Annotated in this window: 11 protein-coding genes; 5 read left to right on the top strand and 6 right to left on the bottom strand. The window is 43.5% G+C overall.

Annotation, left to right across the window (positions count from 1 at the left end; all coding sequences use genetic code 11):
- Positions 1 to 146: 146 nt before the first annotated feature.
- The 3 genes from QV280_RS13970 to QV280_RS13960 all read left to right on the top strand — a co-directional run bounded on the left by QV280_RS13970 (position 147) and on the right by QV280_RS13960 (position 3530).
- Positions 147 to 1025 (top strand): LysR family transcriptional regulator, encoded by an 879-nt coding sequence (locus QV280_RS13970; protein ID WP_152820550.1) that lies wholly within the window; start codon positions 147 to 149, stop codon positions 1023 to 1025.
- A gap of 172 nt (positions 1026 to 1197) precedes the next feature.
- A complete protein-coding gene (locus tag QV280_RS13965; protein ID WP_152820548.1) occupies positions 1198 to 2094 on the top strand; it encodes a cation diffusion facilitator family transporter in 897 nt (298 codons plus the stop codon).
- A 251-nt stretch (positions 2095 to 2345) separates the two neighbouring features.
- Positions 2346 to 3530 (top strand): NnrS family protein, encoded by a 1185-nt coding sequence (locus QV280_RS13960; RefSeq protein ID WP_152820546.1) that lies wholly within the window; start codon positions 2346 to 2348, stop codon positions 3528 to 3530.
- A gap of 91 nt (positions 3531 to 3621) precedes the next feature.
- Here the strand turns inward: QV280_RS13960 and QV280_RS13955 are convergent, their stop codons facing one another.
- The 5 genes from QV280_RS13955 to QV280_RS13935 form a co-directional block, all read right to left on the bottom strand.
- Complete coding sequence (locus QV280_RS13955; protein ID WP_152820544.1) at positions 3622 to 4473, bottom strand: alpha/beta hydrolase; 852 nt, start codon at positions 4471 to 4473, stop codon at positions 3622 to 3624.
- A gap of 86 nt (positions 4474 to 4559) precedes the next feature.
- Positions 4560 to 4934 (bottom strand): MAPEG family protein, encoded by a 375-nt coding sequence (locus QV280_RS13950; RefSeq protein WP_152820542.1) that lies wholly within the window; start codon positions 4932 to 4934, stop codon positions 4560 to 4562.
- Positions 4935 to 5403: 469 nt separating this feature from the next.
- Complete coding sequence (gene glgB / locus QV280_RS13945; RefSeq protein WP_367869560.1) at positions 5404 to 7584, bottom strand: 1,4-alpha-glucan branching protein GlgB; 2181 nt, start codon at positions 7582 to 7584, stop codon at positions 5404 to 5406.
- 404 nt (positions 7585 to 7988) lie between these two features.
- Complete coding sequence (gene malQ, locus QV280_RS13940) at positions 7989 to 10175, bottom strand: 4-alpha-glucanotransferase (RefSeq protein WP_152820538.1); 2187 nt, start codon at positions 10173 to 10175, stop codon at positions 7989 to 7991.
- Between the two features lie 181 nt (positions 10176 to 10356).
- Positions 10357 to 12810, bottom strand: a complete 2454-nt coding sequence (locus QV280_RS13935) for a glycogen/starch/alpha-glucan phosphorylase (protein WP_152820536.1) — start codon at positions 12808 to 12810, stop codon at positions 10357 to 10359.
- Between the two features lie 552 nt (positions 12811 to 13362).
- On the opposite strand from QV280_RS13935, the gene malT reads away from it, so the two are divergent.
- Positions 13363 to 16068, top strand: coding sequence for an HTH-type transcriptional regulator MalT (gene malT / locus QV280_RS13930; RefSeq protein ID WP_152820534.1), 2706 nt, complete (start codon positions 13363 to 13365; stop codon positions 16066 to 16068).
- 180 nt (positions 16069 to 16248) lie between these two features.
- Positions 16249 to 18165 carry a polysaccharide biosynthesis protein gene (locus QV280_RS13925; protein WP_172972807.1) on the top strand — a complete coding sequence of 639 codons (1917 nt, stop codon included), beginning with the start codon at positions 16249 to 16251 and terminating at the stop codon, positions 18163 to 18165.
- A gap of 196 nt (positions 18166 to 18361) precedes the next feature.
- Here QV280_RS13925 and QV280_RS13920 read toward each other — a convergent pair whose 3' ends face one another.
- Complete coding sequence (locus tag QV280_RS13920; protein WP_152820532.1) at positions 18362 to 18922, bottom strand: sugar transferase; 561 nt, start codon at positions 18920 to 18922, stop codon at positions 18362 to 18364.
- Positions 18923 to 18936: the final 14 nt, after the last annotated feature.

Below are 18936 nucleotides of genomic sequence, written 5' to 3'. Positions count from 1 at the left end.
TTATGCTGAGTAAAGCAAATCTTGATAAAAAAAGATACCAAATTACATTTAATACAAAGAGATATCAGCTTTAGATCATGCCTTGCTTGATTTTTCAGCACTCTATCAGGTAGTTTGGATACTTACATGTTTGCTAAAGAGTTCCAATGAATCTTTCTCATATCAACGCCTTTGTTCAGGTTGCACAACACGGCTCTGTCTCCGAAGCCGCCAGACAATTAAACTGCAACCGCACCAAACTCAGTATGGCAATCAAAGCCTTAGAGAAAGAGCTTGCTACCGCTCTTTTTATTCGCAGCGGCAATAATCTGCAACTCTCCGAGGCCGGCAAAGCGGTATTTAAAGATTGTGAATCTATGTTAGTGACAGGCTCACGCATTAAACAAACCTGCCAACATATTCGCGGTGATTTTACCGCCGAGGTTTGGATTGCCAGAGATGACGGAATACCTGACGAAATATGGCAAGAGCTGTCACATCGTTTAAACAACAAATACCCTGCTACCACCTTTAATATTGTATTGGCCTCTAGTGGTGATCTGTCTAACTTAGTTGAAACTAAACAGGTCGATTTTGCTTTTGGCATCGATTACGAGCGTGTCGATGATCCAAGAATAGAATTTACCCCTATCGGCAAGATACGCATGATGTCAGTGTGTAATGCCGATCATCCTTTAGGTCAATTGCGCCGCGTATCCGATGAAGAACTGCGCAATGCGATGCAAGTGACCTTGGCCTACCTTAACGAGAAAGATAACCCTGAACTGTTGCCGTTTTCACTTAAGCACATTGGCTTTTCGAGCTTTGATTACATCCTAAGTACCATACGCACCGAAGCGGCATGGGGCGTATTGCCAGAGCCATTGATTCGTCACCTGCTTAGAAACGAAACTTTATCAGTCATTAAACACACTTACGGTCTTACTCAAGAAGAGTATTGCATGTTTACCGCATCAGGCATGGAAGCACATCCGGGTATGGTCTGGCTGTGCGATAAACTCAGCGACTATCTGTTTGATTTCTAACTGTGGCAGTGAGTGTCAATTTTTATGACAGCAAGGATTTCATGTAAGCTTTTGATATAAAAAGATAATTTTATTTTTATCATCTTCAAACATGACGCTAAGGCATTCCTGCGTTGAAAAACTCAGCAGGCTAACGAACAATGCAAATAATCAATTTGTAAAAAGGTTCGTTATGAGTGGTAGGAAAACGTCCTCTGAGCGTAGTATTTTAGTCTATTCAGCCTTGTTAACCCTAGGATTTGCCATTGGTGGTATCGCCCTTGGCAGTTGGGTTGGCTCAATGGTTATCATCTTCGACGGTGCTTACTCTCTGATTAGCCTAGTGTTAACTTTATTGTCACTGCTTGCCGCCACCTTAATTGCTCGTCCTTCATCAAAACGTTTTCCGCATGGCCTCGCCGCTCTTGAACCTATCGTTATTGCCATTAAAGCCACCGTCATTTTGGGTTTAGTGTGTATTTCTATCTACTCGGCTATTGAAGAACTATTAAATGGCGGTCATGAAATCAATACCTTTGTTGCAACCCTATTTGGACTTATCAATGTGATTGGTTGCGCCTTTGGTTGGGCCCTTATTGCGCGTAGGAATGAGAAAATTGGCTCTGGGCTTATTGCTGCCGAAGTAAAGCAGTGGCAAATGGACACTTTAATTAGTATTGCGGTTTTAGTTGGCTTTATCAGTGCGTGGCTACTGCTAAAAACACCTTTTGCGGCCTATGCGGTATATGCCGACCCTACAATGATGCTGTTAATGGCGGGTTACTTTTTAAAAGTTCCGACAATGATGCTCAAACAAGCCCTATCTGAGCTACTAAATATGACCGCTGACCATAAATTATGCTCGCAAGTACACCAGTGTGTCACAGATTTACCCGCAGATAACGATGTCGATTTGACGGTTGCAGCAGTCACTAAAGTCGGTGGAGAACTGCGTATTGATATCGATATGCACCTAGACCAGCAACAGTCTATCGCGCCAAAGGACATTGCCAAGACCCGCTCTCAGCTGAATAAAAAGCTCAATCACCTACCCTATAAATGCCAATTGCACCTTAGTTTGATTGCGTAAGGGAAATTAACGCAATACGGCGAAATTATGAAAACATACATTTCTTCCTATTTTGCATGTCATAGGAAAAATCCATTAAATACTGATAAGCTATTGTTTTTAAATGAATAAACAAACAATCCCACTATTTCTGTCTTCTGCAAACACTGCTCTTTGTTATAAAACACCTCTCAGATAAAACCCAACTATACTTGCATTATCCGCCTCTGTATTTTAAAGTTGCATCCAATTTACATCTTTAAGGTTTTAGCATGTTAAACATTACCGACAAAGCAAAAGAAGAAGCAATCACGCCATTGCTAAGACTGGGATTTCGGCCATTTTTTCTATTAGGCGCGTTATACGCTTTTATCGCCATCCCTGTTTGGATCTACGCCTATCAAAATGGTCAACCTGACGCACTAGCCGCTCCTGCTCTATGGTGGCACGCTCACGAAATGTTATTTGGATTCTCAATGGCCATTGTTGCCGGATTTGTGCTAACTGCTGTGCAAAACTGGACTGGGGTGAACGGCACTAAAGGCTCACGTTTAGGGCTGATTGTGGCGTTGTGGCTTGCGCCGCGCATCCTATTTTGGACTGCAACACCATTGTGGGTGATCTCTATTATTGAGAGCTTGTTCTTGCTCGCTGTAGCTTACGAAGTGGCCATTCGCGTATTCAAATCAAAAGGTTGGAGAAACCTATTTTTTGTACCGCTGTTTCTATTGGCTATCGTGGCAAACTTTGCCAGCTACGCAACCATTAAAGGTGTAGCACCGTTTACTTCTAGCGCAGTATGGCAAGCGATGTTGTGGTGGTTTATGTTATTGCTATCAGTAATGGGTGGACGTGTTATTCCATTCTTTACCTCACTTCGTATGAAATTTGAAAAGCCAACCCCTATTCTATGGGTTGAATTAGCCGGTAACCTGCCGCTTGTTCTGCTCTTTGTATTGAGCTTCTTCCCGCTAACACTAAGCCAATTAGAAACGCCATTATTTATCTGGGCAGGTGTATTCCAATTAGTTAAAGTATTGCGTTGGAAACCATGGACCACCTTTGGTGAACCTCTAGTATGGTCTCTGCATGCCTCTTACGCTTGTATTCCAGCCTACTTGTTACTAAAAGGCTTGACCACAAACGCTTGGTTAGCACACACCTCACTGCACCTATTTGCCATTGGCGCTTTGGCGGGTTTGATCTTAGCTATGATCACTCGTGTAACTATGGGCCATACTGGACGTAATATTTATGAAGGTCCGCAAATGCGCATTGCCTTTATCTCTTTGATTTTATCAGCGCTAGTAAGAAGTGTTGGCGTGGGTCTATTCCCACAATACATGATGCAACTGCTTGATGTAGCGACTGTGCTATGGATGATAAGCTTTGGTATGTATCTATTGAAATTCGCTAAAATGTTAGCGACGCCAAGAAAAGACGGTCATCCGGGTTAAGCCCTATATCGACTTATAGCTCGGCAATATACAAACTAAAAAGCACCGAATCAGCATTTAGCTCATTCGGTGCTTTTTTAATATCATCTATTTAGCCATTCGATAGCTGTAAAAAAGCCTCTTGCACTGGTTCACTTTTCATAATTCGGCCATGCCCCAAACCTGTGGTGGCAAACAAAGTGACCTTTTCTGCTTCTTCAGCAACCTGCTGTGACACATCAAAACGAGTAAATCGGTCGCCTTCATCGTGCACAATAAAGGTCGGTGTTTGTCGTAATTTGAGTTTGCCGTAAGGGTCGATAGTCGCAATTGGGTAGTGATATTCGGCGCTCACCTCGGCAACCACCTCTTCAAACAATTTCATTGAATAACCAGAACGCTTCACGCTAGTAAATAGGTTATCCAAATACTCAAGTACCGGCGCAATCAGCAACAAGGGACACTGGTTTGCTTTGACATGCTTACACTCAATCGTCGAAGCCGTGCCCATGCTGTGCGCAATAATGCCGGCCACCTCATCAACACTGTCTAAAATGGCTTCTAAGCCTTCAACAAACGCAGGGATATGCCCATAAGCGCCGCCGCTGCTACCGTGCGCTGGTTGATCGTACGCTAGAGCGGTAAAACCAGACTTAGCAATAAACTCCATTAATGGGAAAAACTGATTGGCGGTGCCAGACCAGCCATGATTTAGCACCCATAATGGACCTTCACCTAAGGTATAAGTGGTTAAGTCACCATGCGCTGATGTCACCACCCCCTGAAGCATCGCCTCTGGTTGCGGGTTCCTAGGCGCGCTACGCACAGGAGTGAGTAACAGTTGTCTTGCGACCTTGCGAGCATGACTAGGCGCAACTCGATGGTGCAGACGAGTGCCCACATTGACCAAAGAGCGGCGCAGGTTAAATTTCTGAGAAGTGTTAAAGTATATTTTGTCGCTCATGTTTACTCGTAATGCAGTGATGTGGGCGGTTTACCCCGCCATAGGAAATGGAATTAAAGAAACTGGGACAGCCCCATTTGTTACCGTCAGCAAAACACTTGCCATACATTTATTAGCGCAAGCACCACAATAGTGCCAAATGTGGCAATCATGCCATATTTACGACCTTGCATTGTGCCATTTAACACCGCCAAGCCGTGCGCAACACGGCCGATAATAAACAGCACGCCCAGCAAATGAATTAGCCATAATGATGCCCCATTAAACTCAGCAAGCATCAATAACAGTAACCCAATAGGAATGTATTCAGTGGCGTTGCTGTGCGCGCTCCTAGCAATAGCCAGTTCTTTTATTTGCCCATCAGAGTGAGCAACCTGATGCTTGCGACGCTGTTTAATAACCTGCACTGACAAGTAGCAGATCCAAACGGCCAGTACAGCCGCATATAAGGAAGTGATCATAAGACTCCATTCTCAAAAAACACATCATTAAGTGTTGCGAAAAAGTAACACTAAAAACTAACCATCTTTGCGTAAACTGTTTTTGATAAAAGCACTTTTTATAAAACAACCTTTAATCAAACAACCTTTAATCAAACAGTCTTTGATGAAACCATCATCGGTAAGCAAGGATTGAATGCATATCAAGTCAATACTGAACATTGTTATAACAGGTTCAATATCGCCCTACTCAAAACGCACTCATTGTTAACAATAAATTCACTTTATAATATCCTCTCAGAAACAATAAGATCAACTGTATAATGATTAAAATGTAGAAAATTCAGCGCCTTTTCCGCTAAAAAAGACATAAAAAATCTCGAACATCCACTAGGAATGCCCGAGATTATAAATTGCGGATTTTTTAATCAGCCGTAAGCTGATATGACAGCATCAGTCAATGCTTATAGTCAACGATGATAGTCAATCGTTACGACTGCACTTTTTTATAGAAAACTGTCGCAAGTGGCGGTAGCACCATCTCAATAGACTGCTGCAAACCTTGGCTTTCAACAGCCTGTGTTTGCAAGTGAGTTGGCACTTCTACGTTGGCGCCATTGTATTTAGCATCATCCGTATTTAGCAACAACTCATAGCCAGACTCATTAGGAATGCCTAAGCGGAAATGATGATGCGGCACAGGTGTAAAGTTGGAGACCACCAGCACGCGTTCACCGTTTTCGTCAATGCGCTCATGCGCCAATACGCTGGCTTCCGCCTCATCTTGCAAGCGCCACTCAAAACCTTTTGCATCATAGTCTAACGCATGCAAAGCCGTTTCTTGCTTGTACAATTTATTCAAGTCACGAGTTAGGTTAAGTACCCCTTGGTGACGTTCATAATCGAGCAAGAACCACTGCAATTGATCGTCATGGTTCCACTCGGCGGTTTGACCAAATTCAGCGCCCATAAAATTCAGTTTTTTACCTGGCTGTGCGTACATGTAGCCCATATAAGCACGTAAATTGGCGGTTTTTTGCCACTCATCACCCGGCATTTTATCGTGAATTGCGCCTTTGCCGTACACCACTTCATCATGCGACAAAGATAATACGTAGTTCTCACTGTGTGCGTACATCAATGGGAAAGTTAGCGTGTTGTGATGGTATTTACGGTGGATAGGATCTTGCTGAATATAAGACAAGCTATCGTGCATCCAGCCCATATTCCACTTAAAGCCGAAGCCTAAACCGCCCAAGAAGGTCGGTGCCGATACACCAGGGAAAGCCGTTGATTCTTCAGCGATTGTCATGGCATTCGGGAAGTGTTTGTACACTTCTTCGTTCATCCACTTCAAGGTCGCAATCGCATCGTAGTTCTCATTGCCACCATCTTGGTTAGGTAACCATTGATCGTGACTGCGTGAATAATCTAAGTACAACATTGAAGCCACCGCATCCACACGGATACCATCAATATGGTAATGCTCAAACCAAAACAGTGCGTTTGACACCATAAAGCGGCGCACATGCTCACGACCTAAATCATAAATATACGAATTCCAATCTTGGTGCCAACCACGACGCGGATCAGGATCGTGATACAAAGGCGTCCCATCAAAGTTTGCCAAGCCATGATCATCTGACGGGAAGTGCGCAGGAACCCAGTCTAGCACCACGCCTAAGCCTGCTTGGTGACACTGGTCTACAAAGTATTTGAAATCATCTGGCGTACCAAAACGACTGGTCGGCGCAAATAAACCGATAGGTTGATAACCCCAAGAACCGTAGAACGGATGCTCAGAAATCGGCATTAATTCAACATGTGAATAGCCCAGATCAACCAGATATGGGATCAGCTGTTCAGCCAACTCACGATAATTTAAAAACTCACCATCAGCGTTGCGTTTCCAAGAGCCTGCGTGCAGTTCGTAGAAAGAAAGCGCTTGTTTGCGTTTTTCGGTCACAGGGCGTGTTTGCCATGCGTCATCTTGCCATTGGTACTTAGTTTGATCGTAAGTTACAGAAGCAAACGATGGATGTTGTTCGTGCTGGAATCCCCATGGGTCTTGCTTGTGTGGCAAACTCTCACCATTGGGGCCTTTTATCTCAAATTTATATTGAGAGCCTTCTGGCAATTCAGGAACAAATAAGCCCCAAATACCATAGTCTAGACGTTGCATCGGATGACGACGTCCATCCCATTGGTTAAAACCACCAATAAGACTGACTGCTTGAGCGTGAGGTGCATAAACTAAGAAACGAGTACCAGAAATTGTCTTTCCATCACGCTCTAGAGTGATGAATTGAGAACCCATGTATTTGTACATCTCTTTTGGAGTATGTAAATTCTCAAACTCTTCATACAATGCATGGTACTGGTACGGATCATCGATGATCTGCTCAGCGTCGCCCCAGTCAATTGCCAGTTTATAGTGAGTAAAGGTAAGATCTCGCTCTTGTGTCAACACAAACGCATCCATTTCGTCACGAACTAATTCAATACGTTCGTCACCAATAATCACTTCGACTCGATGAGCGCCCGGCATCCAAACCGTTAGGTAACGACCTTCTTCTCGAATAAACGGGCCCAATATTGAAAATGGGTCAGTTAATGCCGCCTGACTCAATTTCTGATAAGCACTTTTGATTTTATCTTGAGGCTTGTCCACGCCCAATCTCCTTCGATATTTAATTCTATTTATAATTTTTTTGGTGAAAGCAGCCAACTCTCATCCTAGCCATTTTTTATCCATCTTAACGATACTATTGCCACTAAGCTATATTCTTAACAAAAACATACACTTTAAAAACATTTGATTTGACATAATGACTTGCATATTTTGTGTCTATCGCCATCGACTCACTGCAACACCACTAACGATTATCAAACTGAGCCGGTAAGTTCAAGAAAGTGCAAAATGCCCGCACGATGCGGGCATATCAGTTCTATTGAAACTGTATCAAGATAGAAAAAGAACATTTGAGCAGCGTGTTTCTATATAGATAAAGCTATATATATGAAGCTATACATAACAAGCTAGATAACAAACCAAGCCGCCCAAATCTCTCATCATTATTTTTCTGAAGCTTGCTGACGAACTTCGGTCAATCGTTTTGCTATATGATTTACATCATCGCGCCCAAACATTTCATCTAAATTAACCGATAACTTGCGTCGCCAGTTTGGATACTCATCCACAGTGCCCGGAATGTTCACAGGCTTATCCATCTCTAGCCAATCTTCTAACTGCACACTAAGTAGCGAAGAGGCTCCCGCCGCCACATGCAGTTGTAAGCCTTCAGCAAGGAAGTTGTCCATAGGAACCCAAGCCGCATTATCACCAATACCTGGCGACAAAAACTGCGGGTTATTGTGACGAATGGTATTTAAAATGCCCTGCTTGCACTCAAGACGCTCATCAAATAAACGCGCTAATTGCTCTTCATTTGGGTACAAACCTAGCTCTTTACCTAACTTCAAATCATCACAATGCCAGAAACCGCGCAAGGTTGGCATATCGTGCGTACACAAGGCAGCCATAGATTGCTCTGGATATTGCGTTGGCTCGATAAAGTGCCCAGCATCATTATCTTCAAAGAAGAAAATCTTGTAAGAATGAACACCTGCATCACGCAAGATACCGACGATTTCATCAGGCACAGTTCCTAAATCTTCACCAATAACAGAACATTGGTAACGATGAGATTCCAGCGCCAAAATAGCCAGCATGTCTTCTACTGGGTAGTAGACATAAGCGCCTTTGGTCGCGTTCTCACCCTTAGGAATCCACCATAGGCGTAGTAGACCCAATACATGATCAATACGCAGTGCACCGCAATGTTTCATATTAGCGCGCAGCAATTTAATAAACGGTTCGTAAGCCGTAGTTTGTAATGTTTGTGGGTTAAGAGGAGGTAGCCCCCAATTTTGTCCCAAAGGCCCTAAAATATCGGGCGGAGCACCAATGCTCGCATCAAGAATGAGATTGCCATTATCAGCCCAAGTTTCAGAGCCAGAATCTGCAACGCCAACCGCTAAATCACGGTACAAACCTAAGGTCATGCCTTTTTCTTGGGCTAAAGCTTGTGCTTCATTGATTTGCGTATCCGCGATCCACTGTAAGTACATGTAAAGATCGACTAAGTCTTTATTATCTTTAATGAATCGTTGCGTACCTGCGCTATTAAAGCGGCGATATTTCTCAGGAAAAGCAGGCCAACCCCACATTTGATCGTCAGCATCGTGCAGCGTTTTATGCATCGCATCAAAGGCCGCTTGGTGCATCAGGCTATCGCCACCCTCTTCGACAAAACTCAAGAAGGCTTGCGCACGCTCAGTGTTTTTATCTAAATGACGCGCTTTAAATTCAGCAAACAATAGTGGCAGAACCGCCATTTTAAGAGCGGAAACTTCGCTGTAATTCACATGTTGAATTTCACGTGCTTTTTGCAAACGCTGTTGAAACTCTGCACTGCCGACTTTTTGTTGTGCTTGTACGCTTAGCGCAAACTCAGGCACTGAGCTTACGTCGATATACATGATGTTTAACCAGCGGCGTGAAGACGGACTGTATGGGCTAGCACCTTCTGGATTTGCTGGGAATAGAGAGTGAATTGGGTTTAAACCGACAAAATCACCACCGCGAGCGGCAATATCACCCACTAGCTGTTTTAAATCACCAAAGTCACCAATACCCCAGTTGTGCGGCGTGCGCAGGGTATAAAGCTGAATACTTGGGCCCCATAGCTTTTTGCCTTGCTCAATATCCGCCTGTTTAAAACACGCTTTTGGGGTAATGATTAAGGTCATTTCATACGGCGCTTTGCGACGTTTGCGCGTCACTAACAGTTTGTGATAACCCCAGTTTATATCTGCCGGCAAAGCAAACACCAACGGCCCACCTTGTTTGCGATCATCTCTGACAATTTGTGATTGCAAATAGCCTTCAAGGACTTCACCTTGTTCGGTTTCTAGACGCCATGCAAACTCACTTTCGCGAGCGCTGACACCCAAATTTAGTTCCACTTCTACTGATTCGTCATCACGAACCACCAGCACTGGCGCCAAGACGTCTTTCTTATGTTTTTTTTCTGCAGATTTAAGCAGTGCTTCGTCACTACTGGTATCGTAGCCAAGAGCAGCAAGTAAACGCTCAATAGTCTCATCTTCAACGTGTGCAGGTTCTCCCCACGCGCTGACATAGTTATCGGCAATACGAGCCATTTCGGCGACTTTTTTTAATGCGGATTGTGTTTTCATCGCTCTCTCCGAAGACGAAACACGCCTTCAAACTTGTAAATTCGGTATCGGAAATTACACACTTAAATGAACAATAAGCGGTAATTTCCCTTGCTTGACTCTAATGAGTCGTTATTCAGTGTTATTTCAATTCAAAGCAGCATCCTAGCCCTGCAATGCAAAACTAGGATGCGTAGCACGATTAACGATGAACAGGCTCAAGTTTCCAGATGTTGTTCACGTAATCACGAATTGAACGGTCTGAGCTGAACTTGCCGACTAATGCCGTGTTCAAGATGGCTTTCTTAGCCCAGCCAGATTGATCTTTATACTGCTCACCCATATCTTCGTGCGCTTTCACATAAGAGGCGAAATCAGCAAGACATAAGTAAGGGTCACCGCCATCGAGCAAGCTATCAAATGTTGCGCGAAGCTTGCCTGGTTCACCCGGGGTGAACTCTTCACCTAATAGAAGATCCATAGAGGCTTTTAGTAGATGATCGGCGTTGTAGTAATCAAATGGGTTGTAGCCACGAGCACGAATATCATTCACGCCGTCGACGTCTAGACCAAAGATGTAGATGTTTTCGTCACCCACTTCTTCACGGATTTCAACGTTTGCGCCATCCATAGTACCGATAGTCAAAGCACCGTTCAGCGCCATCTTCATGTTGCCAGTACCTGATGCTTCTTTACCTGCGGTAGAGATTTGCTCAGACACGTCAGATGCAGGAATGATGATTTCTGCAAGGCTTACGCGGTAATCCGGCATAAACACCACTTTTAGCTTGTTGCCAATGCGAGTGTCGTTGTTGATCTTCTCTGCAATCTTGTTGATTGCGTAGATGATTTCTTTCGCTAGGTGATAACCCGGCGCCGCTTTTGCTGCAAAGAACACCACACGTGGAGCCATGTCAAAATCAGGTTCGTTCAGTAAACGATGGTACAAAGACAAGATGTGCAGCATGTTTAGGTGCTGACGCTTGTATTCGTGTAGACGTTTAATTTGCACATCAAAGATTGCATTGGTATCAAGCTCGATATCCATGTTCTCTTTCACCCAATTCGCTAGGCGCTGTTTGTTCTCTTTTTTCACTGCCATGTATTGTTTTTGGAACGCTTTATCTTCTGCAAATGCAGAGATATCCGATAGCTGCTCCAAATGTGCTGGCCATTGGTCACCAATTTTTTCAGTGATCAAAGCGGAAAGACCTGGGTTACAGAACTTCAACCAGCGACGAGGCGTCACACCGTTGGTCACGTTGTGCAGACGTGTTGGGTAGAGCTCATCAAACTCAGGGAATAGATCTTTCTTAACCAAGCTTGAGTGCAATGCTGCTACGCCGTTGACTGCGTATGAACCGACAACACATAGGTTTGCCATGCGCACCATGCGGTGGAAACCTTCTTGGATAATAGAAAGTTTGCGTTGTTTCTCTACATCACCCGGCCATTTTGCGCGAACTTCCATTAGGAACTCGTGGTTAATGCGGTAAATGATTTCCATGTGACGAGGAAGCAGGCGTTGAATGAGAGATTCTGACCAAGTCTCCAATGCTTCTGGAAGCAAAGTATGGTTGGTGTAAGCAAATGTCTTAGTTGAGATAGACCATGCTTTTTCCCAGCCAAATCCTTTCTCATCCACCAAAATGCGCATCAATTCTGGGATAGCGATGGTTGGGTGAGTATCGTTTAGCTGTACGGTTTCGTATTTAGGAAGATCAACCAATGCGTGACCTGCCGCTTCGTGACGACGTAAAATATCGCGAATAGACGCTGCCGAGTGGAAGTACTGCTGCATTAGACGCAGAGTTTTGCCCTTCTCGTGGTTGTCGTTCGGGTAAAGCACTTTAGTAATGTTGCCCGCATCGATAAGCGAGTGCTGAGCTTCAAAGTAGTCACCGTTGTTAAAGCTTTCTAGAGAGAAAGGGGCGATAGCCTGACATTCCCACAAACGAAGTGGGTAAACCGTATTTGATTCGTAACCGACGATTGGCAGATCCCAAGGCATCGCTTTTACTGTCATGCCCGGTACCCAGCGACGTTTTTCTTCACCGTTTTCCATCACTACTTCTACGTTGCCGTAAAAGCCGATTTCTTGTGCAATCTCAGGGCGAACCAATTCCCACGGGTAGCCTTCAATGCCACGCCATGCGTCAGGAGCTTCTTGTTGAGCGCCCTCTTTAAATGATTGCTTGAATAAACCGTATTCGTAGTGCAGGCCGTAACCCACAGTTGGGAATTCTTGGGCTGCACATGAATCCATGAAACACGCCGCTAGACGACCTAGACCGCCGTTGCCCAATGATGGGTCGCGCTCTTCTTCAAGAAGGTCAGTTAGGTTAAAGCCAAGCTCACCCATAGCGTCAGTCACGTGCTCGTATAGACCCATGCTGATCAAGTTATTGCCCGTTAGACGGCCAATAAGGAATTCTAGCGATAAGTAGTTAACACTTTTTGCATCAGTGATTTTCTTATCGGTTTCAGTTTGCAGAAGATCAAGAGTGGTAAGCTCGGCTAGAGCCTGCCCCATTGCTAAATACCATTGACGGGTAGAAGCATTTTCTTCTGTGGTTGCGTAGGTTGCAGTTAGGTGTTTCTTAACGTTTGCTTGAAATTGCTTCTTATCGAATTTTTTTTGTTGAGCTGGTTTCATAAAGGAACTCTCATCGTTTTAGTAATTTCCATCTGTTTCCATCATCCTTCAACGCATGCAAGGCTTCATCCTCCTATGACAAGGAGGATAAGGAGGAGTATTAGGGGCGTAGGGGGGGAGACAAAAATCACTTGTTGAGCCAGATCTCACTATAATCGCTTAACGGCACACTCAGTGAGACATTAATCACACTATAAATGTAAACCGGCTCATCCATCCGCTCTCAATATGAGATCTGACGCATTGAAAAAATAATTTCAAATGAGACTTAGATCGTATTTATTTTCTAAGAGCAGGCGTTTTTGTCATGAAATTGCGTAAGTTTTAGTATCTGCCTTTCTCAAAACGGATACAGATTAGATCTACGTCACAAATTTAAGGCGTAGAACATAGAAATTGAGGCATGTTAGACAAATAAATAGCAGGATCAAAAGCCTAAAGTTAATTTGTTGGTATATATAAAGTCATCACTCGTAGCAAAAGCGGTTATTTGTATTTAGCTCTGTGAATAAAGTTGACTATCCAATAATAAAATAAATAGGTAAGTAAATAATGTGGATCCCATCGAAGCTCACCCGTCCTGGTCGCCTGCATAACGCGATTGTTCGCCCACGCGTATTGGATTTACTGCAACAAGCCCCTTTTTATAAGTTAGTCTTGCTTCGCTCCCCTGCTGGATACGGTAAAACCACCATGGCCGCACAATGGTTGTCCGATAAAACCCATGTGGGTTGGTACAACCTCGACGAAAGTGATAACGACAGCAACCGCTTTATTAACTACTTCATTTTAGCGTTAAACAAAGCCACCGATAACGCCTGCAGCAACTCACAAGCGCTCATCGAAAAACGCCAATATTCATCATTACATACTCTATTTGGTGAGATTTTTGCGGAACTAACCAACAATGTGCACGAATCGTATTTGGTCTTTGATGACTACCACTTAATCACCAATGAAGAGATCCATGAAGCGATGCGCTTTTTCATTAAGCACATGCCGGATAATCTGACCATAGTGGTCACCAGTCGTTCAAACCCGCCACTGGGCACTGCCAACCTGCGGGTGCGTGACTTAATGATTGAAATTAACGATGACTTATTAGCCTTTGATTTAGAAGAGACCACTCGCTTCTTTAATCTAAGAATGAAAGAAGAAATTGACGAATCTACCGCCAACGAGGTGCGCTCTTACGCCGAAGGTTGGCCGTCAGCAATGCAGTTAATTGCGGTGCAAGCGCTGCAACAAAACAAACCCATTCAACAATCGTTGCGCAGTATCAACGATTTTAATCACACCCATTTATGGGATTATCTTGCCGAAGAAGTGTTTGATTTTGTCGATAGTGCCACCAAAGAATTTTTAATGCAGTGTTCGGTGCTTAATCACTTTAACGATGAGTTAATTATTGATGTTACCCAGCGTGACGATGCCCTAGCAATGCTAAATAGCCTGAACAAATTCGGCCTATTTTTAACCACCTGCTCCACCGAAAATAACTGGTATCGCTTCCACAATTTGTTTAGCGAGTTTTTAACCAATCAACGCCTGACGCACATGCCGCAGCACGAAGTGGAACTGCAAACTCTGGCGGCGCAATCATGGCTTAAACTGGGCCGCCCAACCGAAGCCTTAGTGCACGCACAGCGAGCGAAAGATTCCACTTTGTGTTCTAACATCATGCAAGAGCACGGCTGGAGAATGTTCAACAATGGCGAGCTCACCACATTAGAAAAAGCCATCGCTGAGCTAGATACCGACCAACTCTACAAAACCGCCAAACTGCCCCTACTTCGCGCTTGGCTTGCACAAAGCCAACACAGATTTGCCATTGTCGGTGATTTGCTCGCAGAAGCAAAAGACGAGCTCGCCAAACGAAACATCGAACTTTCGGTCAAAGATCAAGGGCAAGTAAACGCCCTACGTGCGCAAGTAGCCATCAACAAAGGCAATCCACAAGAAGCATTGCAATTGGCAGAATTGGCCCTTAGCCAAATAGACAACAACGACTTTAGAAGCCGCATCGTCGGCACCTCCATCATTGGCGAGGTCAATCATGTATTAGGGCTGCTAGATCGCGCCCTACCTATGATGCAGCAAACTGAAAAACTGGCACGCCAGTATCAAGTCTATCACCACGTATTATGGGCACTGATCCAACAAAGCGAAATTTTAACCGCGCAAGGTTACATTCAAGCCTCATTTGAGCTTCAAGACCAAGCCTTTAAAGTGATTGAAGAGCATCACTTCCAACAAGTGCCTCTGCATGAACACCTGCTTAGAACCCGCGCCCATATCCTATGGTGCTGGAACCGCCTTGATGAAGCCGAATTAGCCGCTTATAAAGGCATCGAAGTACTGGCCAATCAAGAAAGCCGCCACCTGCACAACTACGCTATCCTAACCCGCATCGCACTGGGTCGTGGCGAGCTCGATAAAGCCGGACGCTTTGTAAAAAACATCGACGAACTGCTTGCAGAATCCAATTACCACGTAGATTGGTCTGCTAATGCGTCATTCTCGCAGTTGCTCTATTGGCAAGCCTGCAACGACATCGACGCCATCAACAACTGGCTAGCTCAAACCGAGCAACCCAAAGATGCCACCAACCACTTTAACCAATTGCAACTGCGCAACATTGCCCGCGCACAAATTGCCTGCGATCGCCTAGATGAAGCAAGCCAAACCATAGCTCGCCTGCACCAACAAGCCAGCGCGCATCATTTAGTCACCGACACCAACCGCAACCTAATTGTGGAAGCCGTACTCAACATCAAACAAAACAACGAAGCCCAAGCCTGCGAAAACCTACAACAAGCCCTCAGCATGACCAATCAAACCGGCATGTTAGGCAACTTTATCGTAGACGGCGCTTCTATCAATAAGCTCCTAGAAAAACTGGTCAACAAAGGCCACCTAGCCGACTTAGAGCGCCACCGCGCCCTACAAATCCTAAAAGAGATCGGTAACAAACAGCGCAGCCGCGCCGTACATTTCGACGAAGACTTCGTCAACCAACTGGTCAACCACCCCAACATCCCAGAACTTATCCGCACCAGCCCCCTCACCCAACGTGAATGGCAAGTGCTAAACTTAATCTATTCCGGCTTCAGCAACGAACAAATTGCCCAAGAACTCGACGTGGCCGGGACTACGATTAAGACGCATATTAGGAATTTGTATCAGAAGTTGAATATTGCCAATAGGAAGGAGGCGATTGAGACGGCGGAGAATTTGTTGCGGTTGATGGGGTATTAGTGGCCTCAATTCACACCACTAAGTGAATATGAATCCATATAATCACCACATAATATTCATCTAATCATGGTCTGATAAGGGTTTGTTACATTCAAATGATTGATAATTAACCGCTGTTCTGCAGACAACTGCAACGATAAACGTTAAGATAAACATTGGATTGTCATAAGATGCACCTCAATGTTCAAACTTAAAACTATTTGGGATTTACCACGAGTCACTAAACGCACCATTAGTGTCGTAGTTGACTCAATTTTCATTATCACTGCCTATTACGCCGCTCACTGGGCACGTTTGGGCGATTTGATGTGGCTTCCCAAATATGACAATCACAACGTACTGCTAGGTACGTTGGTCATTACTATTTTTGCATTTACTAAATTAGGGCTATACCGTGCTGTGCTAAGGTACCTTACCTTCCATGCTCTGTATGTCGTTAGTTTAGGAACGCTTATCTCTACCTTCTCTATAGGTTTGCTTGCCTATTACTTCAATTCAGATGTACCACGTTCAGTCCCTGTTATTTATGGTGCATTTCTTGCGCTATCATGTGGTGGTAGCCGATTAATTATTCGCGTATTAGTCAGTCAATCATTTGATAAAAACCGTAAAAATGTTCTTATTTACGGCGCAGGCTCTGCAGGCCGTCAACTAGCACTCGCCCTACGTACGTCTGAAACTCATAAAGTAGTCGGCTTTATTGATCAAGATAAGACCCTAGACAACACTATTTTAATGGGGCTTAAAGTACTTAAAACCGCACAAATTGAAAAACATATTGATCGACACAACGTCAAGCAAATCCTATTAGCGATACCTAGTGCTTCTCGATCTCGCCGCAAACAAATCATTGATGAGTTAGTAAACCTACCTGCCGAAGTCCTCACTATTCCTGATATGGGCGATATTGTATCTGGTAAGGCCAAAATTGATGAATTAAAAGACGTCGCCATTGAAGATCTACTTGGACGAGACCCCGTTGCGCCTCAACAATCTTTAATGGAAGCAAACATTAAAGATAAAATTGTTATGGTTACCGGCGCTGGCGGTTCAATAGGGTCAGAGCTGTGCCGTCAAATATTAAAGCAAAAACCAAAATCTATTGTTTTATTTGAACTATCTGAGTTTGGTCTTTATCAAATAGACAGAGAGTTGCAACTACTCTGTAAAGAAAGTGATTTAAACGTCGAGATAATTCCACTTCTAGGTTCCGTGCAACGTATCAATCGTTTGTCTATGGTGATGAAAACCTTCAATATCCAAACGGTTTACCACGCAGCAGCTTACAAGCACGTACCATTAGTAGAATACAATACTGTAGAAGGTGTACGAAACAACGTCTTTGGAACATACAACACTGCTAAAGCCGCAATTGAAGCTAAAGTAGAATCGTTTGTGTTGATCTCTACTGACAAAGCCGTGCGTCCAACGAATACCATGGGGGCAAGTAAACGAATGGCAGAACTCTCTTTACAAGCCTTAGCAGCAGAATCCTCACATAACACCCGCTTCTGTATGGTGAGGTTTGGTAACGTACTTGGTTCGTCCGGCTCAGTAATCCCACTATTTAAAAAACAAATCGCAGCAGGTGGCCCAGTAACGGTCACACACCCAGATATCATCCGCTACTTTATGACGATCCCTGAAGCCGCCCAACTAGTAATCCAAGCAGGATCCATGGGCAAAGGTGGTGACGTATTTGTTTTGGATATGGGTGAACCCGTACGTATCGCTGACTTAGCTGAGAATTTAATTCACCTATCTGGGTTAGAAGTTAAAAGTTCAGAAAACCAACTGGGTGACATCGAAATTAATTACTCTGGACTACGTCCAGGTGAAAAACTGTACGAAGAGTTACTTATTGGTGATAATGTTGAAAAAACATCACATGATAGAATTATGACTGCACATGAAGACTCGTTAAATATTATAGATTTCGATAATCTATTAAATGAACTTGATGAAGCCTGTCATGACTTTAACCAAAGTGCAATAAGACAAATTCTATTAACCGCCCCAACTCAATTTAATCCAACTGATGACATTGCAGATCTAGTCTATAAAAAAGAAAAGCTGCATCGACTACAACCATTGTGACTAGAAGATAGTTATTAAATCACATCAATAGTCAACAACTACTATATGAATTGTCATTTGATGATCAAAAGATGAATACGTTACTCACAAAGCATGAGTAAGCAAAGAAAGCAAAGAAAGCAGCCGAACATTATTTAAATAAAGATGATATTAGCTGCTTGAAATTATTCCGGTTGAATTAAATAGTTATATAGAACTATTTAATAGTGTCCCCAGTACCCTTACCTATAACTGTTTGTATGATATAACCAAAGTATTTTCCTATATTAAATTCGTCGATCATTTTTTTATCTGTCTTTGATAATAGTATAGGCTCTGACATATCAATATTATTAATCTGAGCTAATCCAGTGATACCTGGTAAAACACTATAAACTCCCCTAATATCTCGTTCTGAAATGACTTCATTTTGATTGGCTAAAGAAGGACGGGGACCTACTAAACTCATTTCTCCTTTAAGCACATTGATAAGTTGCGGTAATTCGTCAATCTTAGACTTTCGCAAAAATACACCTAATTTTGTAATCGATGATGGACTAGCAAGATGACTAGCGACGGACTTAGTATCTTTAGTCATAGTTCTAAATTTAATCAAACCAAAAGAACGTTTATCTTTACCCAAACGTTCCTGTATAAAAATAGGTGACCCTGTATCAAAATAACCTAAGATGAGTACAATAATAAAAATTGGAAAAGTAAATAAAAGCCCGAAAAAAGACAATAACAAATCTAATGAGCGTGTTAATAATGAATTCATACATTAATACCTTT

Source organism: Vibrio sp. B1Z05 (assembly GCF_052955985.1).
This window is presented reverse-complemented; position numbering and strand designations above follow the sequence as displayed.

Excerpts from the sequence above, each read along its gene's own strand:
- QV280_RS13970 (WP_152820550.1), top strand. The coding sequence starts at position 147 with ATGAATCTTTCTCATATCAACGCCTTTGTTCAGGTTGCACAACACGGC.
- QV280_RS13965 (WP_152820548.1), top strand. The coding sequence starts at position 1,198 with ATGAGTGGTAGGAAAACGTCCTCTGAGCGTAGTATTTTAGTCTATTCA.
- QV280_RS13960 (WP_152820546.1), top strand. The coding sequence starts at position 2,346 with ATGTTAAACATTACCGACAAAGCAAAAGAAGAAGCAATCACGCCATTG.
- QV280_RS13955 (WP_152820544.1), bottom strand. The coding sequence starts at position 4,473 with ATGAGCGACAAAATATACTTTAACACTTCTCAGAAATTTAACCTGCGC.
- QV280_RS13950 (WP_152820542.1), bottom strand. The coding sequence starts at position 4,934 with ATGATCACTTCCTTATATGCGGCTGTACTGGCCGTTTGGATCTGCTAC.
- malQ (WP_152820538.1), bottom strand. The coding sequence starts at position 10,175 with ATGAAAACACAATCCGCATTAAAAAAAGTCGCCGAAATGGCTCGTATT.
- QV280_RS13935 (WP_152820536.1), bottom strand. The coding sequence starts at position 12,810 with ATGAAACCAGCTCAACAAAAAAAATTCGATAAGAAGCAATTTCAAGCA.
- malT (WP_152820534.1), top strand. The coding sequence starts at position 13,363 with ATGTGGATCCCATCGAAGCTCACCCGTCCTGGTCGCCTGCATAACGCG.
- QV280_RS13925 (WP_172972807.1), top strand. The coding sequence starts at position 16,249 with ATGTTCAAACTTAAAACTATTTGGGATTTACCACGAGTCACTAAACGC.
- QV280_RS13920 (WP_152820532.1), bottom strand. The coding sequence starts at position 18,922 with ATGAATTCATTATTAACACGCTCATTAGATTTGTTATTGTCTTTTTTC.